The sequence below is a fragment of the Helicobacter sp. MIT 21-1697 genome, assembly GCF_026241255.1.
Taxonomy (GTDB): Bacteria; Campylobacterota; Campylobacteria; order Campylobacterales; family Helicobacteraceae; genus Helicobacter_C.
This window is the reverse complement of the sequence record NZ_JAPHNC010000003.1, coordinates 1-24,109: the sequence shown is the minus strand read 5'-3', so window position 1 is coordinate 24,109 and position 24,109 is coordinate 1. Positions and strand designations below refer to the sequence as shown.

Sequence of the window (24,109 nt, the reverse complement as noted above, 5' to 3'; positions counted from 1 at the left end):
ATTTAAGGGAATAAATGCGTGTGAATGGCTTGCATTAGGTATTTGTAATCTATTGTTTGTTTTATAATACCTCTGTCTTAGGACAATATTCTTATAAAGGAGTGCAAATGCAAGTAATTGATGAACACGATAGACAAAAATGCGTAAGCTATTTGTTGAATATGGGCATTGGGGCATATTGCCATAATGGTGATGTGTTAGTTGAAGTAGAGACAAATGAGGATAATTCTTTAAATCTTGAGCTTTCAAGTAGTTGTATTTCTCGTCTCTCTCATCTTTATGATGCAGGATTAGAGCAGAATCTGCATTTTGAGTGATTGCAAACTTAATACACATTTTTTCATTCCCCTTAAAAAGTGTGTATTAAAAACTTTTTGTTAAATGCTATAATCCCGCCCTAGAGGGATAAGCTATAACTTCTTAATCGTATAAATATAAAAAATCCTGTAAAAAATACTATTGCTTTATCCCTCGTTTTAACGCAAGGAGAAAGTATGAAAAAGTTGTTAAGTATGTGCTTATTGGCATTATTACCTACTTATAGCTTTTGTGTAGCCTCTATTGTAGAATCACCATCACTTTTAGCACAAATGCTTAAATCTTATGAACAATACAAACAAATGATTGAAAAAGCAAATGAACAGGTTAATCGCCTCAATGAAATCAATAATATGATGAATAGTGCAAATAATCTAATGATGAAAGACGGATTAAAAATCGCTGACCCAAGAGAAGTATTGGAAAAATCTTAACAACACTCTTGAATCCATAAAATATAACGCGGAACGCCTTAAGAGAACAGCTCAAGATTGGGATATAACGCAAAATATTCGTAGGAGAAATTTGCAAGAAAAATGCCCCTTTTTAGACCTTGAGAGCATAGACCCTGAAAGCACAACGCTAGAAGCAGTAAAAATAGGCGAACAAACACCAATTCAAGCTGATATAGAACTTATGCTCACAGAATTTACAGATATTACAGCACACGATATTTCAACACTCAATAACAGCATTAAAGGCTTACCTCTAGCTATACTTATGTGCGAGAGATTACAAAAATATGAAAAAGCTATAAAAAATGCAGAAATTGAAAATAAAATGAAAGAAGCGCTGCTCAATGGAGACTTTGAGGAATATAAAAAGCAAGAACAAGAAAAAATTAAACAAGTTATAGCCCAAGACAAACTAGAGCAGCAAGAATTTGAAAAAAAGCTTGCTCCCTTAAAAATTAGAATGGAGCAAATGAAACTCTCTCTTGGAGTAACTGACCCAAGCCTTGCCTCAAAAGATAATATAGAGTATTGCAAAAAAACAAAAGGTGGGGGTTGCGACCCTATTTTATTAAGCCTTGATTATGTTAAAAATAAAGAAAAAAAGATGTTAGAGAAAGCTAAAGATGGTTCAAATACAGATAAATCCCAATCACAAGCTGATAGAGAGTTTTTGATGATTGATTACTTACGAGAAATTGCCACACATATTTCATTTTTAAATGAAACAATGGCAATGACGGCTAATGTGGTTGCACAAGAACAAGAACGACAAGCAGGCGTGCATAGAAAGATGATTGATGATGATATGTATAATCAAAAAACCATAGAAATGCAACAAAAAATCAATGATAATAATCCAAATGCCATCAAAATAGAAAATACGAATCCAAAACTTGATGCTTTTGGATTCCCGACATTTTAAATCTCTTTAACTTATTAGACAATACACATTTTTACTCTCCTTTAAAAAGTGTGTATCAAATAACTTTAAAAATTAGCTACACTTCACACGCATTTAAATTAACCAAAGGAGACACAATGCCAGAAGTAGAAGAAGTAAAACTTCAAGATATTGATGCTGCTCATTTGTATCAATATGGGATTCCGATTTTAATGGACGAGGAATTGCAAGCTATGCAAGATTCTCAAAATCAAGCACTCTTAGAAGAGCTAAAAATGAATGACTAAAGGAGTATGTAATGCCTACAACATATGAACAAGTAAGAGAATCTATTACAACCAATATCGTAGCCACGATTGCTACAAGCATTAAAAATAAATATGCACCATTCGCAAGAGATGTAAAGGCAGGAGAATTTCAAAGAGCCTATAATCCAAGCAATGGTAATTCTTGGGAGGGCTTAAATAGTCTAATGTTTGATATTAAAAAAGCAGAAAAGAATTACCCAAGCAATGAATGGGTTACTATCAAAGATGCTGCGTATTTAGGCGCACCAACTGCGGAAATTGATATGCTAAAAAGCTCTTGGCAAGATAAAGCTGTAAAAGTGCAATATATTGCTAAAAAAGAAGTGGTAAATGTATATAAAACAGATAAAGACGGAAAGCCTCTCCCTCTTTTAGATGAGAATGGCAAACCAAGAATGGGCAAAGATGGGAATCCTTTATATCAGTTTGAAATGACCCCCCAGCTTGATGCTCAAGGTAATCCTGTTATTGACCATAAAACTAATAAGCCTTATATGAAAATTAAAACAGAACTAAGGGATTTGCCTCAACCCGTCTTAAAAACTGATATTGTTTATAATATTGCGGAATTTCCAAGTGTGGCTCAAGCACTAGAAAAAGTAAAAGAGGCAAGAGCAGAGCTTGAAGCAGGTAAAAACATCAATACGGCAGAAATTAAAAACTTCAACAAGTTTAAACCCCTTAATAAAAGCACAGAATACAAGCATATTCTTAGTAATTCAAAAGATTATCAAGCTGATTGCAAAAAAGTTGTATTGCAAGACATTAAAGCGCAACTTAATCCTGTAACTGCCGAGCAACTCACGCATTATTTTAATGCACAAAATTTCAACAGGGATTATAATGTGCCAAAAGGCTTTAACGAACAGCAAAAGCAAGATATTCAAAGGATTCTAGACAATCAAAATAGCAAAGAGCAAGATTCTAAAAAACAAGAAGTGCAAAAAGAACAACCAAAACAAGAAAAACAAACTCAAGCTAAAGCACCAGCAACCAAGAAAGCAAAAGTGCAAGGAAAGGGCAGATAATGAATAGTGTAAGCATAAATGGTAATCTCACAGCGGACGCTGAACTTAAATATATCGGCAGCAAAAACACCGCTTGTGTAACCTTTACCATAGGCAAAAGCAAACATTTTAAAAATGAGCGTGGTAACATTGAGAAAAAATCAATCTTTTTTCAAGTTGTTATCTATGGACCTTATGCAGAAAAGATTTGCCCAAGTCTCAAAAAAGGCACTCAAGCCTTTATTCAAGGCACACTTAACGCAGAATATTGGGAGAAAGATGGTACAAAACATTCAAGAACAAACATTATTGCTCAAAAAGTTTTTGTCTTTGGCAAAAACACAAATACATTTGCACAAAATACAGAATCTACACCTCCACCAAGCAATCCACAGCAAGATTTACAAAGCATTACAACCATAAGTGGCGAAGAATTTATGGAAAAAATCTACACTATGCCCGATAATTAACTCTCCATTATTAAGACATTATTCAAGCATTAAGCGTTGCTATGTTCTTTTATAGTAACGACTTTGTTTGAATATTGCTTTCTCCTTTAAACAAAGACAATCCGCATTCAATCTTACATATTTGCAAAACCCAACAATAGTCTTATTATTATTTTTAAGGGATAAACAAAGGCGTATTTGTGTGATTTCACCACTTTGGCTCATTTGTTTGCCGATATAATTAATTCAATAAATTTTAAAGGAAGCACAATGGAAAATCAAAAAATAAAGCTCCAAGAATCGCAAATCGTTAAATTGCTTGGTGAATACTTTATTCTTAAGGCAAAAACTTTCTCGCAAAACTCCGTATATGATAAAAGAAAGGCAGCAATCTTTCTCTCAATGCAACACGATTTTAAAAGTTTTAAATCTTTGTCTGTATTCATATCTAAAGCGGTAAAGCTTGGCATTATTAGTGCTGGAGGATTAAGCCATTCTCTTAAATGTGTGGAGCATTTTGTTATGCGTGATGGCTATTTTGAGCCAAATATGACAGAGCAAAAATATATTGATTATTTTTTCAATCTTACAAAAACGCTTAAAGCCTCAACGATTATGGTAAAATATCGCTCAATAAATCTCTTTTTGTTCTTTTTAATGTCAAAAGGGATTCCTGCAAAGAACATCAAAAATATCAAGCTCAACTTTTTGAAAGACAATAAGCTTCCCTCGTTTCTTAATGATTTGCAATATAAAAGATTCTTAAAAGAAGTGCATCATCTCAACGAGAACACACTCCGACAAAAGCGTGATAAGCTTGCCTTGTTAATCGTATCTTATACGGGCATACGCAGCCGTGAGCTTTCGCACATAAGCTTTGATGATATAGACGAAGATGGAGAGCAATATCTTATTAAAATCAAGGGCAAATGTGCTAAGGAGCGATTTGTATCTATTAGAAAAGATTTAATAGGTGCGCTGTTTGAAAATTTTAAAACCATAAAGAAACAACAGGGCTTAAATTCTCCCTATCTCCTTAACATATCTCTAAAAAATAGTCAAAAGCCCGCACACATACGAATTGATGTAAAATCAATTCTAAAAAGGCTTGAGTGCGTGCAGCCACAAGGTAATCATTTGCATCTTTTGCGACATAGCTTTGCCTCATTTGTGTATAGAGAGACAAAGGACTTATTGCTCACACAAAACGCATTAGGGCATTCCTCAATCAATAATACCCAAATCTATGTGCATATGAATCAAGATACGCACAAGAGAGTTTCTTGTCTCTTTTAATATCTTGTATTACAAAGTATTGCGCCTCAAAAAAACTTATTCTTAGCACAATACAAGTAATTATTTTATAATATAATATTTAGTTAGAAATATAATTATTGTAAGTTATTGTATATGAAATAAAATAATTGTATTATATTGCAATTATTTTATAAATATTGTATAATATCCTATTCTATTAAAAGGACATTTATGATAAATATCAATCTTGAAGAGGAACTTGCTAATATTCAGCTCCCACAAACAAAGCGCGAGTTGTTTATATTAGAATCTGAAATCCTTTATATTTTAGGTGCTTATGTTATTGCCAAAGAGAAAATAGAAAACAAAAGTATAGATTCTGAACAACTGATAAAAGATTTTACAATCAAATTCCAATTTGCAAAAGCTTTCTTTTTAGGATTTTCAGGCAAACAAAAGACGGACATAAAAGAACAAGGAGAGTAAATGATAACAACAATCGCCAATCAAAAAGGAGGCAGTGGAAAAAGCACACTTGCTATCAATATAGCAACAAGACTACTAGAGCAATCAAAGAAAGTTTTGCTACTTGATACAGATTCACAAAAAAATTGTGAAAGTTTTACAAACATTAGAGAATCTGAAGAAAACAAAGAGAGAAATCTTCCTTACTTTACTCTCTCCAATAGAAGCGGAGATATAACCCAAAGCCTCAAACAAAGCTTAGAGCTTTATGAATATATTGTTATTGACACAAAAGGGAGTGATTGCGTGGAATCTCGTAAAGCTATGCTCTATGCAGATAGGCTCATTATTCCAACTACTCCTAGCCAACTTGATTTTGATGTGCTTTGTGATTTTTTAGAAAGAGTGAAGGAGGTAAGAGATTTTAATGAAAATCTCAAAGTGTATGTGCTTATTAATAAAGTTTCTCCCAATCCTTTTTTGAGCAAAGAATTAAGCGATTTTAAAGAAGCTATATTTGCACTTTGCAAAGAAAGTTCAATAAATGATATTCATATCTGCGAAAATATTATTTATGATAAAATTGCATATAAACGCGCTATAAGTGAGGGCTTAGGCATAAATGAATATAGCGATGACAAGGCAAAACAAAAGTTTGAAGAAGTGTTTAGCGAAATAATGAATTAAGGAATAAGATGATAGCCTACAACCCCGAATTTTTGGATATAACAAGCTTTTTATCCCAAGAGCAAAACAATTTCTTGATAAGTCTCGCTCAAGGAATCTCACTAGATTCTCTTATAACAGAGACACAAGATGAAAAATCCATTGCAAATAAGCTTTGCTTTGATTTTATCTATACTTCAGCCATTATTGAGGGCAATACTTACACGAGAGGCGAGGCACAAACACTCTTTGAAACACGCAAACCCATAAGCTCTAAAAGTATAGATGAAGCCAATATGCTTTTAAATATCAAAGCTGCCCTTGAGTATGTCCTAGAGGAAAAGCCTCCTATTACAAAGCACACTATAAGAGAGATTCATCAAATGCTTTCGCAGGGATTGCTCCCCAAAAAAGCACAAGGTGGCGTGAGAGATATTGCTGTTACCATAGGAAATAGCGATTATATTCCTCTGAATAATCCCCAAGAACTAGAAGTGCAAATGGATAAAATGCTTACTTATTTTAATAAGATTTTTAATCCCTTTGATAAGGCAATCTATATTCACAATAATCTTGCCTATTTGCAATACTTTCAAGATTGTAATAAGAGACTAGCAAGAATTGTGCAAAATCTTAGTTTGCTTAATGATGGCTTACCTTTTTTATCCTTTAATGCCCTAAGGGCAGCAACAGAGATAAAAGCGCAGTATAAAGATGCAATGCTTGCCTATTATGAAAAAGGAGAGACAAAAAATTTTGTGGATTTTTTTGTGCGTGAATATGCAAATACTTTGCAAACATTGCAAAACTTTCAGAATCTACAACACAAATTAGATATTACAAAAGCCCCTCAAGCGAATAAATCACTCAGACAAAAAGGTAAAACACGATGAAATACACCACAAAAAAACTAGAGCAAATCAACAAGATAGAAAGTAATAAACAAGCGCAAGCACTTAGCAACAACATTAAAGACAAAGACTTTGCAGAGGAACAAAAGGGTAACAATAGGCGCAATTTTACCTTCACTCTTGATGAAAATCTCATTAAGGAGATTGATGAATTTCTCAATGAGTTTGGCGAAAGAAAAGAGAGTAAAAACAAATTTGTAGAGGACGCCTTACGCTCTTATTTTGCACAAAGAAAGGCTCATATTAAAACTCGCCTCCTTGAAAAAATTGAAAAGCTTAATCAATACTAAGTCTTTGTTCGCTCACCTATTTTTGTATGGACCGCTTCAGGCACACTTTTATTGGTTACTTTTATAGATTGATTATCTAAAGCAATCTGTTTGGCTTCTTGTGGAGCATTTATGTTGTTTTGCTCTGTAATCTCTGTTTGCTTTAGTATATCTTGCGCACCCTTTAACTCACTCTCAAGTTTAAAGTCAATGCCATATTGCTTTTGGAATCCTTGAAGGGCTTTTATGGATTTTTCATAAAATGAAAGTCTCTTAGTATATCGCACATAAGCCTTTGCTAATTCAATATCATTAAGAGAAGTATTGCTTTTAAGATTCTCTATTTCTTGTAATGTTGTTTTGACAGAGCGGGGTAATTGATTTGCTTGCTCTTTGAGCATATTTACAATCTGTGCCTGAAGCGCACTAAGTTCTTTTATGCTCTGTGCTTTTTTATCACGCAAATTTGCATTATTCTCAAATTCAATACTAGAGACAATACCTTTATAAAAAAGAAGCTTAGAATATTGCTTTTTTAACACAAAAACATTACTTTTAGGTTTCATATCACTAAGAGATGCAAGCATACCCTCATTGATATTTTTAAAGCTTTCTTGCATTAATTTCTCATTATGCAAAATACTCCTTTGTATATCACGGAGCTTGGTATTGAGTTCAATAGATAAGTATCGCTCAAATCCTTTAAAAGATTTAAGAAAAGCCTTTTGCTTTTGTTGTGTTTGGAAATTCTTTGTAAAGTTTGAAAAATTCTCCTCCCAATTTAAGAAATGTCGCATATAATTTTCAAGCTCACTTTTGCGTAATTCAATTTCATCAATATCTCGTTTGTCTTTATCTAATTTTTCTTGCACAATTCGCGCTCTTTCCAAAAGTAAGGCAACATTTAAGCCCTGTTCCTCTCGCTGTGCAATTTTGCTTTGGATATTTTTTAGATGATTGGTATTGTTATGCAAAGATTTCTTTGTATTTTTAGCGCGCATATCCAAACCATTAAGCCTCTGATTCACATCGGTAATGGCTTCCTTATAACTTGCCATAAAATCAATTTCTTTTTGGGCAGGAGCAATAAGGTTAAGCTGCTCTAATTTTTCTATTTTGGAGCTCAACATATCTTGGCGAAATTTCTTATCAAATTTTACCTCATTGGTATAATCAAGTTTGCCTCTTGAATACTCAAAAAGATTATATTTAAAATCCTCTCGCAGCTCCTCAAAAAAATGAGAAATCTCTCCCTTAGATTTAAAGTGAAGTTTCTTGCCCGAAAACATATTACTTTTATTTACAATGATATGAATATGAGGCTTGTTTTGATGAGAGTGTGGCACTAAAACCCACTTGTATTCAGAGAAGTAACTTTGCATAGTTTGGCGTGTAGATTCTAAAAGCGTATCAAGCACAGATTGAGAATGTGGTTCATTGAGAGAAAAGACAAGGTGCATTGCTTCATTTGTTTTGGGATTTGATGAAAAGTCTTGCCCCCAATCCTCAAGAATCTCTCCTGCATTAACACATTCTCCTAAATGATTAAAACCTACTTGCAATTCACTATGAGAGAAAGTATAAGAAAGCGCATTGCACAAATGAGCTTTTTTCATATTCCCAATGTTTTTAATCACAACATTTTTGCTAGAACTTTGATGAGGATTCTTTTGCGGAGAGAAAAGTGCAACATTGCGCTCAAAATTTGTCCTAAAAGCTCGTTTAATTTTAATTGGATAATGCTCAGGAATCTTGCGAATTTTTTTGAAAGAAATATACTCAAATAATTCGCTTTGTTCATAAGAATTTTCAGGTGGTAATTCAAGAATGACATCACGCATTTTTTCCCTTATATTTTGACTAGATGACCTTCTTAAAACTCGTATCAAATTCCTGCAAATTTCACACTGGCATTGTATAAAAATACCAAAGAAAAAAGTAAATGAAAAGATAATAAAAATCAGAGAAAGGCAGAAATGTGCAGGATAACCCTCAAAATGTGTATTTTGCGTTTGAAAGTCCGCACATAGCGGAATTATAGCAAAATTATCATTATATGACAATTTTTAGGAAAGATTGCAAAAAAATTTATACTCAAGTGCGGCAAAAACACATAATCTCAATTCAAAAAAAACATAGACAAAAAAAGAGTTTATAAATCTAAAAATCAAACTTAAATTTCTTAAGAGCAAACCTCTCTCACTTTAGAACAAAACTTATTTCACTTTATAGCAAATTTTTTTCTTTAAAATCTTTACTTCTCATCACTCAAATTCTATTCTTTTTTCTCTTTGCAAGCACTTTAAAATTCACTTCAAAGCAATTTAAGACAAAATAGGAACTTATGTTGTTTAATCTTAGAAGCAATTTTAGGAACTAACTCATAAATCCTTTAGTAGAATATAAAACAAAGAAACTCTTTTGCATACCTCACTTGAAAGCAATTTCTCTCACACTTAAAACAAATGAGATTTTATAATTTCAAAGCTTTTCTTTTTTACTTAAAATCTTAATTTCTAGTGAAATAAATAATTCTATCTTTTCCCTTATATATAAATCTAATAAAGGGTGGAAAATAATTTCCAAAAACTTAAAAAATGCGTAAGGTAAGTGATTAAAAAAGATATGAATATTGAAAAAAGGCTAAGAAGATTCTAAGTAAGAGCAACAAGAAATTTTTTAAGGGATAAATGAGTTTAATTTTATTTTAAGAAAAAAGCGTTTATTATGGCGACCAAATTTTTAAAACACTTCCAAGCTTAAACTTTGCTTTAAAAACAATTTTTGTCCATAATCTTACAAACTTCATAATCTAGTCCTCCTTTTCCCATTTTTTATAGAATATAAGTATAACTCTAAAAGCAACTATACTGCCCAATACTAATAAGCATATATCTAACATTCCCATTATTACTCCTTGTTGTATGATTTGCCCCAGCAATCAAAAAGAGCATCTATTCCGTTGCTAAGGGCATCATTCGGTCTCAAAATATCTTTTTTACATTGTGTTCTTTCAGTTGTTTTTACCCAATTTACTCCTATCAATACCCATATTAATACAATGGCTAAGAATGCCGCGAATTTCATTTCTGCTCCTTTATGCTGTGGTATTTAAATGTTGTCCGATTGCCTGCATAAACATTACGCTATATTTTATCATATAAAGAATTTAATAAGCGGCTAAAACAACGCAAAGTGCGAAGCACAATAATAGCGTTATCCCCTATTGTGTAACTTTAGAAAGTTTATAAATCAAGTATGTGGTAAATCCAAAAAAAGCTATAAACGCTACAATAAGAGCAAGAAAACCCATTATTCTTTCTCCTTTTCAAGTTTATTAATTTCTCTTAAAAAGAGTTTTACAAATACAAAGAGAACTGACAAAATACTGATAACGCAAACAATGACAATAATCGTTTCTTGCATTAAAAAGTCTTTATAGTGCATAAAAGTATAGCTTAGCACACCAAACAAGGCAGTCATAAAGGCATTATCATAGCTTTGTAAAAATCAATCATTGCCTTTATTTTCTCTTTTCTACTCATAGAGCCATTATGATACAAAAAGGAAAATTTTAGCATAAAAGAATTTAAAAAGCGGCTAAAACGGCACTCAATACACAAACTAGAGACATATTTGGTAATGCACATTATGTTGATACTTGGAATAAGATTTTGGAAGACAAAGCCATTGCTAAAGCACAAAGAGATAATGTAGAGGCAGAGCGCAAAGAAGAAGTCAAAAAAGAAAATGTAAGAGAATTACAAGATAAATCTGCAAGAGCAGCGCAATGGCAAGAATCGTATGCGGGTAATTATTTGTAAAAATAAAATAGAAATGTGTTATAATTTACAAACTAAAACGAAGGGGCATTAATGAATCCAAAGTATGTAACTTATAAGGGTGAAAAATTTGTTAGGGTTGATGCAAAGATAGAAAGATACAAAGATAAAATCAAGGCATTAGTAACAAGTATTCTAGGTTCAAATATGAATAAAATTAAAACATTAAAGTGTGATATAAATAAAAAAAATGATGATATATTAATTGTTGGTGTTGAAGGAGTGTATAATGGAAATGATATGCACGATTTTTTTACAAAATTTATGAATGAGTTTAAAAGAAAAGTCAGTGTTTTTTATTTAAATGTGAAAACGAATGATTATCATTTAAGAGACGATGGTAAATTTCAAATATCATTTGTTGTAACAAATAAAAAATAAAATGCCTACAGCGTAATAAAAATGAATGATGTAATACAAATAGAAACACAAGAGCAAGAAAATATAGAACCTATTGTTGAAGATTCTCAATCAAACAATAAAGAGACTAAGCTAATGAAATTGTTTGATATAGAATCTATTGATATAGAAATAGCTAAAAATCAAAGTGAATATGAAAAAGTATGTGCTGATTTAAAAGAAACAGAGAAACAATTAGAAATAACAAAAAAACAATATGCTAGATTATCTTTGCAAAAAAAGGAGTATTTGGGAGGTGTAGCATTTTAGCATAAAAGAATTTAAAAAGCGGCTAAACTTTAGTTGCCCCCTAATACAGCGCTCATCGCTCCAGCACCTATTCCTGCTCCCACGCCAAATGCTGCACCCTGTGTCGCACTCATACATAAATCTCCGCAGTTAGCACACCCTGCATAAAATAATGCTATTAAAACTATTGCATATTTCATTTTGACCCTTTTTTAAAATTCGCTCATTCCAAACTCTGCTTTAGTTTATCAAAGCTATCAGCCACCAGCTTATCCTGTCTCAACCCTATAACGAGGTAAAAATAAAGGCAGATTACCCTCTTTATCTCATACAAGAGCATTATTATACACAACCTATCAATAGAGGCTTTCATTTTACCATAAAAGAATTTAAAAAGCGGCTAAAACATCGGGTAAGCAAATCAAAGAAAGGTTTTTCACCTATCCCTATATCCTGCCTCACTTGAGCCAAACGCATTTTTTTGTGGTGCGTCCCACCAATTACAAAAATCAAGTGCGTGCGTCTTTCTACAATCTGCATAAGGCTCTCTGTCAGGTGGGAGCGCACAACTCAAAAACAAAAAAGGAATAAATAAAAGTAATATTGCTTTCAATGTATCCTCCTATGCACGAATATATAATACTTATACAACAAGAAATGCAACACATATTAAAGCATTTGAAGAATGCAAATCATCTAAAAAATAGAATCAAAATTTCTCAACAACATCACTCTCCTCAACTCTATTTTATATATTTTAGTAATTATTCCTATAATAAATTTTATTTTAAGTTTTGTATATTTATAATTTCGCTTTCAGTTTATAAATACTTTTATATAAAAGGAAATAAAATGAGAACAATAAGTAGAATACTATTGGGGGGGGGGATAATCTACTTTTTATCCCTTTGTGCCTATGCCGATGAGATAAGAAATGAAACTTCTCAAATCACAGAATCCGCAAAGCAAGTGCAATCTCCAAGCGCAACGCGCAATGTCAAATTACAAAAATCTGTCGTTACCGCCGCTTCAGGGAGCGAGAAAAATGTAGTTGATGCTCCAGCGTCTGTAAATATCATCACCAAAGAAGAACTAGAGCAAAAACCTTATAGAGACTTAGGCGAAGCCCTTAAAGAAGTGCCCGGCGTAAGTCTTGATGAAACTTCAAACAAACTCGGTGCTTCGGCTATTTCTATTCGTGGTATGCCCTCTGGCTATACACTTTTTTTGGTTGATGGCTTAAGGCAAAATCCTAGTGGCGATGTAGCTACTGCGAACTTAGGCGTTGGCGTATATAATACCTTTATCCCTCCAATGGGTGCGATTGAGCGCATTGAGGTTATCAAAGGACCTATGAGCACACTCTATGGAAGTGATGCAATAGGCGGTGTTGTCAATATCGTTACTAAGCCCATTACAGAGAAATGGCACACATCATTTCAATCTCAAATCATTGTGCCAGAATCTTCTACTTTTGGCAATACTTATCAAAACTCACTTTGGACACAGGGTGGGCTTACAAAGCATTTAGGGCTAACCTTTAGGGTGCGACAGATTCACAGAAATCCAAGTGATAGACCTAAAAATGACTTAGGGCAAGATGTCAATACTTTCTTCGGCACAAAATTTTCATTGCTCAATGTCGGCACACGGCTCACTTGGCTACCTGATAGCAAAAATATGCTCTATGCTGATGTAGATTACACGACATCAACCTATGATAATCGCAAGGGAGAAATAGGCACACTTGGTGTAAATACTTCATCAGGTAGGGGTGGTTATGAAAAAGAAGTGGGTGTAGATAAGATTCTTGGGGCTATTGGACATAAAGGCTCTTATGATTTTGGGACTTGGAAAAACACTCTACAATTTATGCGCACAAATAATACAGGGCGACTTGTCGCAGGGAAAACAAGTTCTCCAAATCTTGGTAAAAACAGAGATATTGCCTCTAATGATGTTATCGCTGATACGCGGCTTTTGCTTCCTTTGGGAGAGAGTAATATTTTAAATGTGGGTGCAGAATATCGCTTTGAGAATTATTATGATTTAGCTGCAACTCCTGCAAGTCATAATCGCAATACTTTCGCACTCTTTGCCGAAGATGAATACAATATCTTTGAGCCGCTCACTTTCACACTTGGGGCAAGATATAATTATAATGATAAATTCGGCTCAAATGTCAGCCCACGCGCATATCTTGTATATGAGATTCTTGATGGCTTTGCGCTTAAAGGCGGGGTAGCCACAGGATATAAAGCTCCTTATGCTAATCAGCTCATTGACGCTGTCTATGGCTATGGAAGTCAAGGCACTCTTGCTTTTTTGGGTAATCCTAACTTGAAACCAGAAACTTCAGTGAGCTATGAAATAGGCACGATTTTTGATGGAAAATATATTGATTTTTCTTTAATGTTTTTCCGCTCAAACTTTAAAGATAAAATTGAAAGCACACGAGTGAATAAAAATGCACAAGGTGCGTTTTATGAGATTACTTGCAATAATTATGGAGGAAGTAGTACTCAGTGTAGTTTAGCTATCAATGCCGATAGCGCGTTCTCTCAAGGCATAGAATCTAGCTTTGGCATTAAACCTATTTATGGCGTAGGCTTTGATGTGGCTTATACTTTTGTGGATTCTGAAATTACTTCAGGGAGCAATAAAGGCAGACCTCTCTCAAGTGTGGCAAAACATAATATCGTCTCCAAACTCTCTTATACACACAATAAATTCAATATCTACCTGCAAGGACAGCACAAAGCAGGTTTGCTGAATACAAGTGCTTTAGGTGATTCATCACAAGCAACAGCCATTAGAAATACACTTGGAGGCACATACTATAAGCCTTATACGATTGTCAATCTCGGCTTGGGCTATAAAATTACAGAATCTATCCGCTTAAATGGCGGCGTGTATAATCTCTTTGATACAAACTTTATTGATTTTAGAAATTATACTTATGGTAGTAGTAATGGGAATGTCAATATGCACGGCGCGATGATTCAAGAGGGGCGCAGATATTGGGCAAATATCACACTTGATTTTTAATGTCTTAGATTCTTATCTTTTATTATTACCAATGCCAAGCGTTACACTCATCGTGTATTCCTTGCTTGGCTTTTTTAGCTCCTTTTCTATACTCTTTATCGTGGATATTGCCACCTCATCAATATGCGAATCTTGAGATCTTTTATGTATATGAATATCGTGTATGCCTCCTTGCATATCAATACTAAAGATAAGGCTCACTTCTCCCTTTGTTGTCGTATGTTTTAAAACACTTTGACGCATAGAAGCCTTAGCAATAAGCGTATAGACATATTTCATATATGAATCTACCTCCGCCACATTACTTGAGCGAGATTGCACACTTTGAGTTTGATTGATAGCAGATTCTTGCGCACTCTCCAACAAAGTCTCATCTTTACTTGCAAGTTTCTTTGATAGAGTTTTGCTCTGTGCTTTTTTGCTTTTCAATGTTTTACTCTTGTCTTTTTGCTTTTTATCTATTGCCTTAGAATCTTCACCCGCATCATTATTAAAATATTGCAAGGAGAGTAGATAGATTTTTTGCGCCTCTCCAGCAGTCTTAAAATGCGCACTTGCATAGTTATACCCTATAACCATAAGCGCATAAAGCGCACTGCAAAGGCAAAAGCTCACAATCATAGAAAAGCGATGAGGGGATTTGTGTTCTATATTTTTGGGCAAAAATACACTCCGCCATTTGGCAAAGGCACTTTCAAAGATTCTATGCCATAGAGTTTTTGTATATAGCTTTCTGTTAATACATTTTCTCTACCCCCATAGCACAAAAGCTGCGCGTCTTTTAGCAAAGCAATTTTATCCGCGATATAGCACTGCTCGGGGTGATGCGAAGTGAGGATAATGCTTTTTTGAATACTTTTGAGAATCTTTAATAACGCAAAGCTATGGGACATATCAAGCGCACTTGTCATCTCATCAAGCAAAATAATTTCACTCTCTTGAGCTAAGGAGCGCGCAATAAGCACAAGTTGCTTTTGTCCGCCGCTTAGCGTAGGATAAGAGCTGTATGCGAGATGTTCAATCTCTAGCATTGCTAAGGCTTTGAGAGCCTTATGCTTATCAGATTTTGAATACAATAAACGATTATGGTTAAATCTCCCCATAAGCACCACTTCAAGCGCACTATAAGGGAAGCTGATATGATAATTTTGTGGGACATAGCTTAGAAACTTCGCTCTTTGCTTGGCACTGAAATCCCTCGCATTTGCACCTTGTATAATAATCTCTCCACGATAGGCAAAGCCCCCTAAAAGCGTTCTTAAAAGTGTGCTTTTGCCACTGCCATTTGGTCCTAGCACACAGAGAATCTCACCTTGAGCTATTTCAAAGCTTATGTTATTGAGCAAAGGTAAAGCGGGAGACTTAGGATATAAAAGGGTAAGATTACTCACTCTTAAAAATGGTTTAGACATTTTTTGCCCTCTGTGCCAAAAGAGCCACAAAAATAGGAATCCCCACAACCGCACTCACAATGCCTAGCGGAATTTCTGTGCTTAATGCACTTCGCGCTAAGCTATCGCACACAAGCAAAAATAATGCACCAAAAAGAATACAAAATGGTAGCATAAAGCGATGATTTGCCCCTATAACAAAACGCGCAATATGAGGACAGATAAGCCCAACCCAGCCAATAAGCCCCCCAACAGCCACAGAAGCACTCGCTAAAAGCGTAGCAAGCAACACAAAAAGCAATCGTGCGTATTTAACATTTATGCCCAAACTCATTGCGCTTTCTTCATCAAGATTAAGTAAATCAATGCGTGAGGCGAGAATCACGCTCAAAAAACAACCAACAACAAATATCGCACAAAGCAATGCCAAAGGGAGACTCTGCACAGAGCTAAGCGAACCCATCAACCAAAATACGATATTTGGCAAGGTATTATAAGGGTCAGCTAAAAGCTTTAATGCACTCACTCCCGCACCAAAAAACGCAGCACTTACCATACCACCAAGTATAAGCATTAAAATGCTCATACTCTTATCAAAAAGATGAGCAAGACATACAGAAACACTCATTGCGACAATACCAAAGACAAAGCATAAAGCCTCAATACCCAAAATCCCAAAGCCTAGCACCATACCCAAAGCTGCGCCAAAACTTGCTCCATTAAGCACTCCAAGAATACTCGGGCTTACGAGAGGATTCCCAATAATACCTTGATAGAGTGCGCCACTTAGTGCCAAAGCCCCACCCACACATAAGGCTGCAATAATGCGCCTTAGTCGCTCCTCTACAAAAATGATAGAATCTATACTTTTACTTGAATTCTCAAAATATTCTCTCACAAGGGCAAACATATCGCTATATGCAATATCAAATCGCCCAAGCCCTAAAGCGATAATACAAGCACACACAAGAAGCGCGAATACGCCGCAAAGAAAAAATATCTTTTTTCTCATTTTTGCCCCTACATCATTTCAATCATCGTTTAATATATGCTTAAACGCGTGGAATAAAGCAAATCCCTACTTCACGTTTTTGCTCATAGCTCACATATCCATTGACTTGCTTTTTATCCAGATAGGCTTTGATTTTCTCTTCATCTGGCTCACCTTGATGCATACAAATATGCCATTTTATGTCATTTATGGCTTTTTGTATGTCTGATTTATAAGTATATGCCGCCTCTTTATAACAATATGTAGGCTCTTTATATCCTAGCTCTTTGAGCCATTGCAAAGCTTGAGGCAACCCCACAGGAAGCTCAACCTTGATATAATGCGCTGCAAAAATCTCATCTAAAAATGCGCTTTCTCTCACTCTCCCCCAGCCTACATAACATAAACCCTCCTTTGAAGCATTAATAGCTTTTATGAATCCTGCAAGGTTATTAAGTGCAGGTGTCATAGAAGCAAAGGCAATATCAATCTCTCCCAAAGATTCTATATCAACATCTTCCCACGCACTTAAAAGAGTGCTTACATTCTTTAAGCCCAAACTTTGTGCATCTATTTGGAGATTATCAAGCATCACTTTTGAAATATCAGTTGCATAAAGTTTTGCTGCCTCAAAGGCAATTTGCAGACCAAATCGCCCATTTCCTGCTCCAATATCAAGCACCCTTTTATGAGCAAATCTCACGCCCTCATTTTTAAAAAACGCAAGTATCTCTAAGGTATCCTCTGTGTCTTTGACAAAGCGAGGAAAAGTCTGCGCCTTTTTGTCCCACAAATGTTTTTGCATACATCTCCTTTATACACCTTGATATGTATAGAATCTAGATTCTATAATCCCTGTATTCTAGCGTATTCCTCATCGCTTAAGGGCTTAAGAAAGTCTGAAAAAAACTCTTGGGTGTAAATCTTTGCCTCTTCATTACTGATAAGATTTGGGTGAAGCTTGTTGGCTGCCCATATCAGCCCTATGCTCTGCATTATGCTTGATGGACGCATAAGCCAATTACTTGGCGTTGAAGGCGCATAATAGAATCTTTTTTGTGATATAGCCTCTAGGGCGTTCCACTTCTCATTTGGATTCTCGCTTAGCTCCTTAAATAAAGGCAATTCACGCACAAAAATCACTTGTGGATTGAGCTTTGCTAGAAGTTCAAAGTCAATCCCTGCTTGTTGCTCTGTGCTTAGAATCTCGCAATCTATCACATTTATCCCGCCAATTTTATAAGCCAAATCTTTTTTGTCGTTCTTGCCACATTGTGTTTTAAGCCCATCAAAGCCTTGTGCGAAATACACGCTTGGACGCTTATTTGCAGTATCTTCGCTAAGTTGAGATGCTATTGCTCCAAGCATCGCATTGCTTCTTTCTATAAATCTTATGAGATTTGAGGAGCGAGTATGAATATCCTCTCCACATATTTTATCTTTGCCTAAAGCCTCCGCATATACTTTGATAGCTTGGATATAATCATCAGTTGGCACTTTCACTACCTCAATGCCGATATTGACATAAGGCTCTAGGATAGAATCTAAAGTTTGCTCACTAAAAAACATCACATCGGGCTTAAGTGTTGCAATCTCCTCAAAAGAGAGGGAATTATTCCCTATATGCCCCAATATAGGGAGATTTACCACATTATCAGGCATAAATGGCACATCTTCGGGATAAGGCTTATAATTTAGCCCTATCATACACTTAGGACATAAAATTTCTAAAAGCACACTCAAAGGCGGTGAAGCACCAAAGGCTTTTAGCTCACAAGAAGATGTATCTGCTAGAGAAGCAGTAGTACTCTCTCCACCCTCATTTGATATAGATTCTTGAGATTCGTGTCGTGCTTGCTCCACCTCTTGATTTGCTGCCTTACTCTCTTTGTCTCCACACGCACTTAAAAGCAGTGCAAGAGCAAAGCCTATACTAAAAATAAGAAAACGCATTGTTACTCCTTTATATTTAAGATTAAACTTTTAGAATCTATATTTCACTTCAGCCATAATCCTACGCCCAGCCATATAGTAGCCACTGCCATAGAAGTAGTTTCTATCAAGGAGGTTATATGCTCCCAAAGAGAATTGTAGAGATTCTATGGGGCGATAATTTGCCTTTACATCAAGGAGAAAAATGTCATTATTTTGTCCATAACTTGTTATAGCTCGCCGAGAACCTATGCCATACCACTGCTTACTTTGAAATGTCGCCAAACCGATGACATCAAATTGCTTCATAGACGAAATCACAAGTGTGGTATTAGCGATATGATTAGGATAATCTAAGATTCTACTCCCATCAACACCAAAACTTGAGCCTGAAGCATTTGAAGTTTTGCGCTCTACATAAGTATAATTCGCATTTAAGACAATTTTTTCATCTAAGAATCCTTGCTTGAAAGCGAATTCTACACCATAAGAATAGCCCTCTTTGACATTATCAAGCTTCACACAATTGCTCCCTGCTGGGCAGTTATTATTCCCTGCATTAACAGAGATAAGCATATTGTTTAAATCATTATAGAATCCTGCAAGGCTTATTTTTGTGGATTCAATCTCAACATCTACGCCGAGTTCATAATTTATCGCACTCTCATTTTGCAAATTTGGATTAGCCACACGATTGCCCCACATTGAGCTATATCGCTCTTTGAGGGTTAAAAGCTTAGATTTTCTCCCGATATTGGCGTGTAATCTCGTGTAATCTCCTGCATTGGCATACACGATACCCTGTAAAGTCCAGCCATAAATGCTATAAGTTTTATCCTCTACATTCTCAAGCAGCACTTTAAGCATATCATTTCTATCATAGCTACCATTTATGGCAAGGCGAAAAGTATCATTCAAAGTATGGGCGTATTCGGCAAAGAGTGAAGTAGAAATGTCTTTTAGTTTATCATCACTCCTTGTGAAAGTATTACTTGTATTCCAACGCGTTAAGGTGTTATTATGATTGTCTTGCTTGAGATTTAATCCCACTTTGAGATTTTTGCTTTCATCAAAATCAAAACTTAATGTCTCTATAAGCCCTAAAGAATAATCATCATAATGCGAAATATAAGGTTGGTTTGGACTGACACTTGAACTTGCCCAAGTAGTGCTTAAAATACTACTCCCATTCCAAGCACCAATGACTTTTAATCTATTATCAAAGCTATCATAGTAGAGCTTAGAATTGAGCGAGATAACATCATTAAATGTAGAATTGCCCAAGATATAGGCGGTGATTTTGTCATAGTTGGGCCAATTCCACCAATTCGTGCTTGTGCCATTTGCGTCCATCATACCGCCTTTCTCACCCTTTTGGTAGATAAAATTCACCGAGTATTCGTGATTCTCATTTAGCTCAAAGCCTAGTTTCGCACGCAAAGTGTGATTTTTATAATTTGAATTGACTTTATCTTTAGTAGGTTGAAGCTGCGTAGTTTTAAACTTTGATGAGAGGGACAGAGAATCTCTATCGGTAAGGGTGTAGCTTAGCTGATAATACACTTTGCCCACATTGCTACCAAAGGAGAGGGCGGCTTGATTCTCATTATTGCTGATGAAATTATATTTCGCGGTAAGTTCCAGCTTATCTTTAGGTTTAGAAGTGATGATATTCACTGCGCCACCGAGTGTATTCACGCCATAAATGGGGCTTGTGTAGCCCTTGCTCACATTAATCTCTGAAATACTAAAGGAACTCAACTGACTCCAATCACTCTGCCTATCATAAACGCTATGCACAGGGATTCCATCAATAAACATTCCTATATGAATCGTAGAATATCCGCGTATGCCAAGTGTAGGCTCTCCTCGCCCTGCTGCTGGTGGCTGATAAAACACACCGGGTGTATAACGAAGTGCAGCTGCTACATCATTTGAAGCGGTATTTGCAATATCTTTGCTTGTGATAATGCCTAAAGTAGCATTACTATCTACTTTTTTACTTGAGATTTCTATGCGCCCTAAATCATAAACTTCATTTGCGTATAGCCCCCCCCCTAGACAACAACTTAATGCAAAACTTGTATTTGCCATTGTGTGCCATAAACTTTTCATCTCCCCTCCATTCTATAAAATTATATATATCGTATTATATATGAATAAATCTTAATGATATATAAATTTTTATATAATGAAATCATTATCGTTAATTATTGATGTATATTCAGATGAGTTTTAATTTTGAGGGTATATAATTCTTGGCAGTTATCAGCGATAACGCATTATGTACTAACTCAAAGGAGCTACAATGGGGACTAGAATAGAACACGATTTTATCGGTGAGCTTGAAATCGCCGATGATATGTATTATGGGGTGCAAACTTTTAGAGCATTACAAAATTTTAATATTACAGGCGATAAATTAAGTGGCTATCCAAGCTTTATCAAGGCTTTTGCACAAGTGAAAAAAGCAGCAGCTTTGGCAAATTATGAACTTAAATTGCTAGATGAACAAAAAAAAGAGGCGATTTGCAAGGCGTGCGATAGACTCATCGCAGGTGAGTTAAGAGAGCAATTTGTAGTAGATATGCTTCAAGGCGGTGCAGGAACAAGCACAAATATGAATACGAACGAAGTAATAGCAAACTTAGCACTAGAAATTATGGGGCATAAAAAAGGTGAGTATCAATACTGCCACCCAAATGACCACGTCAATCTCTCACAATCTACAAATGATTCCTATCCTACTGCCATTCACGTAGCTCTCTATGATGAACTTTCTGCTCTTGCCAAAGATATGGAAGTGCTTAAAACTTCTTTTCATAAAAAATCTCAAGAATTTAAAGATGTGCTTAAAATGGGGCGCACTCAACTCCAAGATGCTGTGCCTATGACTTTGGGGCAGGAGTTTCATACTTTTGCAGTAATGATGGGCGAAGATATTGCGCGTGTGCTTGAAGCGAGAAGCCTTATAACTGAAATTAATATGGGCGGAACAGCCATTGGCACAGGTATAAACTCACACCCTGATTATCCCAAAATTGTCCAAAGGAAGCTTTGCGAAGTTACAGGACACCCATTTAAAACTGCAGATGACCTTATTGAAGCCACACAAGATACGGGTGCATATGTGCAAGTGAGCGGGGTGCTTAAAAGAGTAGCTGTGAAACTCTCCAAAGTCTGCAATGACTTACGATTACTTAGCTCGGGACCAAGAGCAGGACTGAATGAAATCAATCTCCCCAAAATGCAGCCCGGAAGCTCTATTATGCCGGGCAAAGTCAATCCTGTGATTCCCGAAGTGGTGAATCAAGTATGCTATGCGGTTATTGGCAATGATGTAACCGTAAGCTTTGCTAGCGAGGGCGGACAACTGCAACTTAATGTATTTGAACCTGTGATTGCGTATGGGCTCTTTAACTCTATCTCTATGATGAGAAATGCTATGCTCACCCTTGCGAGTAAATGTATTGATGGTATCACTGCGAATGAAAAGGTATGCAGTGATTTTGTTTATAATAGTATTGGCATTGTTACAGCGCTTAATCCTTATATTGGCTATGAAAATTCTGCATCAATCGCTAAAGAATCTTTGCAAACAGGCAAACCTGTCAAAGATATTGCACTAGAGAGAAAACTTCTTAGCGAAGAGCAGCTCAATGAAATATTCCAACCTAAAAATATGCTTAATCCACATATGAGTGCTGAAGATAGAGCAAAATTCCAAAAAAATTCGCCTTTTGCGTAGCCTCTAGGTTTTGGCAGGAAGCAATTTAAGGAAAGTGTAGCCCTATAAATGAGCTATTGATGAAAAATAATGACTATTAATGGATACAATAGCGCTGATTTTACAAGTAGCCGTGCTATTTGGAGCAATTTTTTAGGTATCCGATTAAGAGGTATGGCAACAGACTATACAGGAAGATTAGGCGTTGTTGTGCCCGGCACACTTGCAATAATATTCGCGGTAGGATTGGGTTTTCTAGTTGCTCCATTTTTTGCCTAAATTTTTTACACAGGCTGCTTTTTATCCTGTGTAATAATGATTCATTAATTTTTTGTTACTATTTTGACATTAGGTAAAAATATTTTTACCCACTCTTGATTCTCAAATAACTTCTTGCTATCCTAATGAAATTATTTTTTTGAACATTATATAAATATAAAAGGTAAATAATGAATTTATTTTCTCGTTTAAATATTGGAGCAAAAGTCGCATTTGCGATTGCTTTGCTTGTTATTGTTTGTGTATGTGTTTTAGCAACTTGTATTATCCTCACTTCAAAGAATACTTTAGAAGAAGAAAGTTACAGAATCTTGCATCAAGCTTCTTACCGATATGGCACATTACTAGAAAGTGTCGCTTCAGAGATACTAGACGCGCTATCTATTAACGCCACGATTATTAACGCTCAAATGGAAAGAAAAGTAGTCAATATTGAAGATCTCAGAGATATTATTGTCGGGATTCCAAACAATGTGGATAACATAAAATACGCGTATTTATATACCACACTCGCAGATAAAGGGGAAGTTATCCTACTTGCAGAAGAAAATGGGGAAAGAGGAAAGAAAGCACATTTAATTAAAGCCGAAGATTCAATAAAAAATTTTGAATCTATTCAAGATGCTATTACAAATAATAAACCAAGTTTATCGTCTGCTACATCAATCACTTTTCAAAATAAAGAATACTTTGTGCAGGGTTTTGCTGTTCCTATCCACAATAAAAATGGCGAGGTCATAGGTGCTTTGGGCTGCTTTGTTGATTTTGGCACACTTGGCGCACCTTTATTAAGTGATGAAGCGCGGGTTTTTACAAACGACCAACGTTTTGTTATTGATGAAAGTGGCGTTATTCTTGTAAATCAAAACCCTCAATTTATAGGCAAAAAGCTTGTTGATATTGTTCCCACACAAGAAGCAAAAAATATCGCTATGGCAGCCAAAGAAGGTAAAAATGGTATCTTTCCTTATCGCACTGCTGCTGGACTAGAGGGAGTTATCGGTATGCATTCTGTTGCCCCACTCAAAGAAGGCGGAAAATATTGGAGTGCTTTATCATATATTCCTAGCAAGTCTATTACTCAATCTCTGATAAAACTTTTATGGGTTATTATAATGTGTAGCATAGCCACGATATTAATTATCGTCATAGGGACAATACTCTATCTTCGGATTTCCGTAGCAAAACGCATACAATCAATTCTACGCACGCTTACCTCTTTCTTTTCTTTCTTAAATCACGAAC

General features: G+C 35.4%; 29 protein-coding genes. 18 read left to right on the top strand and 11 right to left on the bottom strand.

Features of this window, described 5'->3' with window-relative positions:
* Window positions 1-107 precede the first annotated feature (107 nt).
* The 11 genes from OQH61_RS03620 (at window position 108) to OQH61_RS03570 (ending at window position 7,027) form a co-directional block, all read left to right on the top strand.
* Complete coding sequence (locus OQH61_RS03620) at window positions 108-317, top strand: hypothetical protein (protein WP_266025932.1); 210 nt, start codon at window positions 108-110, stop codon at window positions 315-317.
* 177 nt (window positions 318-494) lie between these two features.
* Window positions 495-752: a hypothetical protein gene (locus tag OQH61_RS03615; protein ID WP_266025931.1), complete on the top strand. Its 258-nt coding sequence runs from the start codon at window positions 495-497 to the stop codon at window positions 750-752.
* A 91-nt stretch (window positions 753-843) separates the two neighbouring features.
* The gene (locus OQH61_RS03610; protein WP_266025930.1) at window positions 844-1,695 is read left to right on the top strand and encodes a hypothetical protein; all 852 of its coding nucleotides are present in this window, start codon (window positions 844-846) and stop codon (window positions 1,693-1,695) included.
* Window positions 1,696-1,811: 116 nt separating this feature from the next.
* Window positions 1,812-1,961: a hypothetical protein gene (locus OQH61_RS03605; protein ID WP_266025929.1), complete on the top strand. Its 150-nt coding sequence runs from the start codon at window positions 1,812-1,814 to the stop codon at window positions 1,959-1,961.
* 11 nt (window positions 1,962-1,972) lie between these two features.
* On the top strand, window positions 1,973-3,010 hold the full coding sequence (locus OQH61_RS03600) for an ArdC-like ssDNA-binding domain-containing protein (protein WP_266025928.1): 1,038 nt from the start codon (window positions 1,973-1,975) through the stop codon (window positions 3,008-3,010).
* Complete coding sequence (locus OQH61_RS03595; protein WP_266025927.1) at window positions 3,010-3,459, top strand: single-stranded DNA-binding protein; 450 nt, start codon at window positions 3,010-3,012, stop codon at window positions 3,457-3,459. Before OQH61_RS03600 ends, OQH61_RS03595 begins: the two co-directional genes overlap by 1 nt.
* Window positions 3,460-3,708: 249 nt before the next feature.
* A complete protein-coding gene (locus OQH61_RS03590; RefSeq protein ID WP_266025926.1) occupies window positions 3,709-4,734 on the top strand; it encodes a tyrosine-type recombinase/integrase in 1,026 nt (341 codons plus the stop codon).
* 192 nt (window positions 4,735-4,926) lie between these two features.
* Window positions 4,927-5,181 (top strand): hypothetical protein, encoded by a 255-nt coding sequence (locus tag OQH61_RS03585; protein ID WP_266025925.1) that lies wholly within the window; start codon window positions 4,927-4,929, stop codon window positions 5,179-5,181.
* Complete coding sequence (locus OQH61_RS03580) at window positions 5,182-5,847, top strand: ParA family protein (RefSeq protein WP_266025924.1); 666 nt, start codon at window positions 5,182-5,184, stop codon at window positions 5,845-5,847. It abuts the gene before it with no gap.
* Window positions 5,848-5,855: 8 nt separating this feature from the next.
* Complete coding sequence (locus tag OQH61_RS03575) at window positions 5,856-6,719, top strand: Fic family protein (protein WP_266025923.1); 864 nt, start codon at window positions 5,856-5,858, stop codon at window positions 6,717-6,719.
* Window positions 6,716-7,027 carry a ribbon-helix-helix domain-containing protein gene (locus OQH61_RS03570; RefSeq protein ID WP_266025922.1) on the top strand — a complete coding sequence of 104 codons (312 nt, stop codon included), beginning with the start codon at window positions 6,716-6,718 and terminating at the stop codon, window positions 7,025-7,027. Before OQH61_RS03575 ends, OQH61_RS03570 begins: the two co-directional genes overlap by 4 nt.
* On the opposite strand, the gene OQH61_RS03565 is transcribed toward OQH61_RS03570, so the two are convergent.
* The 3 genes from OQH61_RS03565 to OQH61_RS03555 all read right to left on the bottom strand — a co-directional run bounded on the left by OQH61_RS03565 (window position 7,024) and on the right by OQH61_RS03555 (window position 10,489).
* Complete coding sequence (locus OQH61_RS03565) at window positions 7,024-8,847, bottom strand: relaxase/mobilization nuclease domain-containing protein (RefSeq protein ID WP_266025921.1); 1,824 nt, start codon at window positions 8,845-8,847, stop codon at window positions 7,024-7,026. The two genes, OQH61_RS03570 and OQH61_RS03565, sit on opposite strands and share 4 nt — an antisense overlap.
* 1,069 nt (window positions 8,848-9,916) lie before the next feature.
* Window positions 9,917-10,093, bottom strand: coding sequence for a hypothetical protein (locus tag OQH61_RS03560; protein ID WP_266025920.1), 177 nt, complete (start codon window positions 10,091-10,093; stop codon window positions 9,917-9,919).
* Between the two features lie 225 nt (window positions 10,094-10,318).
* Window positions 10,319-10,489: a hypothetical protein gene (locus tag OQH61_RS03555; protein WP_266025919.1), complete on the bottom strand. Its 171-nt coding sequence runs from the start codon at window positions 10,487-10,489 to the stop codon at window positions 10,319-10,321.
* 191 nt (window positions 10,490-10,680) lie between these two features.
* Here OQH61_RS03555 and OQH61_RS03550 point away from each other — a divergent pair, with 191 nt between their 5' ends.
* Genes OQH61_RS03550 through OQH61_RS03540 form a run of 3 tightly spaced genes read left to right on the top strand, consistent with a single transcriptional unit; the run spans window position 10,681 to window position 11,517 of the window.
* On the top strand, window positions 10,681-10,830 hold the full coding sequence (locus OQH61_RS03550) for a hypothetical protein (RefSeq protein WP_266025918.1): 150 nt from the start codon (window positions 10,681-10,683) through the stop codon (window positions 10,828-10,830).
* Window positions 10,831-10,881: 51 nt separating this feature from the next.
* The gene (locus OQH61_RS03545; RefSeq protein WP_266025917.1) at window positions 10,882-11,229 is read left to right on the top strand and encodes a hypothetical protein; all 348 of its coding nucleotides are present in this window, start codon (window positions 10,882-10,884) and stop codon (window positions 11,227-11,229) included.
* Window positions 11,230-11,250: 21 nt separating this feature from the next.
* Window positions 11,251-11,517, top strand: a complete 267-nt coding sequence (locus OQH61_RS03540; RefSeq protein ID WP_266025916.1) for a hypothetical protein — start codon at window positions 11,251-11,253, stop codon at window positions 11,515-11,517.
* Window positions 11,518-11,546: 29 nt separating this feature from the next.
* On the opposite strand, the gene OQH61_RS03535 is transcribed toward OQH61_RS03540, so the two are convergent.
* Window positions 11,547-11,696 carry a hypothetical protein gene (locus tag OQH61_RS03535; protein WP_266025914.1) on the bottom strand — a complete coding sequence of 50 codons (150 nt, stop codon included), beginning with the start codon at window positions 11,694-11,696 and terminating at the stop codon, window positions 11,547-11,549.
* 236 nt (window positions 11,697-11,932) lie between these two features.
* Complete coding sequence (locus OQH61_RS03530; protein WP_266025913.1) at window positions 11,933-12,109, bottom strand: hypothetical protein; 177 nt, start codon at window positions 12,107-12,109, stop codon at window positions 11,933-11,935.
* A 239-nt stretch (window positions 12,110-12,348) separates the two neighbouring features.
* Between OQH61_RS03530 and OQH61_RS03525 the strand changes: the two genes are divergently transcribed.
* Window positions 12,349-14,544, top strand: a complete 2,196-nt coding sequence (locus tag OQH61_RS03525; protein ID WP_266025912.1) for a TonB-dependent receptor domain-containing protein — start codon at window positions 12,349-12,351, stop codon at window positions 14,542-14,544.
* A gap of 12 nt (window positions 14,545-14,556) precedes the next feature.
* On the opposite strand, the gene OQH61_RS03520 is transcribed toward OQH61_RS03525, so the two are convergent.
* Genes OQH61_RS03520 through OQH61_RS03495 form a run of 6 tightly spaced genes read right to left on the bottom strand, consistent with a single transcriptional unit; the run spans window position 14,557 to window position 20,973 of the window.
* Entirely contained in the window at window positions 14,557-15,207 is a 651-nt protein-coding gene (locus OQH61_RS03520) for a hypothetical protein (protein ID WP_266025911.1), read from the bottom strand.
* Window positions 15,192-15,956, bottom strand: coding sequence for an ABC transporter ATP-binding protein (locus OQH61_RS03515; protein WP_266025910.1), 765 nt, complete (start codon window positions 15,954-15,956; stop codon window positions 15,192-15,194). Before OQH61_RS03515 ends, OQH61_RS03520 begins: the two co-directional genes overlap by 16 nt.
* A complete protein-coding gene (locus tag OQH61_RS03510) occupies window positions 15,949-16,947 on the bottom strand; it encodes a FecCD family ABC transporter permease (RefSeq protein ID WP_266025909.1) in 999 nt (332 codons plus the stop codon). Before OQH61_RS03510 ends, OQH61_RS03515 begins: the two co-directional genes overlap by 8 nt.
* 40 nt (window positions 16,948-16,987) lie before the next feature.
* Window positions 16,988-17,731 carry a class I SAM-dependent methyltransferase gene (locus tag OQH61_RS03505; RefSeq protein ID WP_266025908.1) on the bottom strand — a complete coding sequence of 248 codons (744 nt, stop codon included), beginning with the start codon at window positions 17,729-17,731 and terminating at the stop codon, window positions 16,988-16,990.
* A gap of 41 nt (window positions 17,732-17,772) precedes the next feature.
* The gene (locus OQH61_RS03500; protein WP_266025907.1) at window positions 17,773-18,879 is read right to left on the bottom strand and encodes an ABC transporter substrate-binding protein; all 1,107 of its coding nucleotides are present in this window, start codon (window positions 18,877-18,879) and stop codon (window positions 17,773-17,775) included.
* Between the two features lie 30 nt (window positions 18,880-18,909).
* Window positions 18,910-20,973 carry a TonB-dependent receptor gene (locus OQH61_RS03495; RefSeq protein ID WP_266025906.1) on the bottom strand — a complete coding sequence of 688 codons (2,064 nt, stop codon included), beginning with the start codon at window positions 20,971-20,973 and terminating at the stop codon, window positions 18,910-18,912.
* Window positions 20,974-21,166: 193 nt separating this feature from the next.
* Here OQH61_RS03495 and aspA point away from each other — a divergent pair, with 193 nt between their 5' ends.
* The 3 genes from aspA to OQH61_RS03480 all read left to right on the top strand — a co-directional run.
* Window positions 21,167-22,606: an aspartate ammonia-lyase gene (aspA, locus tag OQH61_RS03490; RefSeq protein WP_266025905.1), complete on the top strand. Its 1,440-nt coding sequence runs from the start codon at window positions 21,167-21,169 to the stop codon at window positions 22,604-22,606.
* A gap of 69 nt (window positions 22,607-22,675) precedes the next feature.
* Window positions 22,676-22,864, top strand: coding sequence for a hypothetical protein (locus tag OQH61_RS03485; RefSeq protein WP_266025904.1), 189 nt, complete (start codon window positions 22,676-22,678; stop codon window positions 22,862-22,864).
* Window positions 22,865-23,034: 170 nt separating this feature from the next.
* Window positions 23,035-24,109, top strand: a 1,075-nt coding sequence (locus OQH61_RS03480) for a cache domain-containing protein (protein ID WP_266025903.1), incomplete at its 3' end; no start/stop codon positions are given.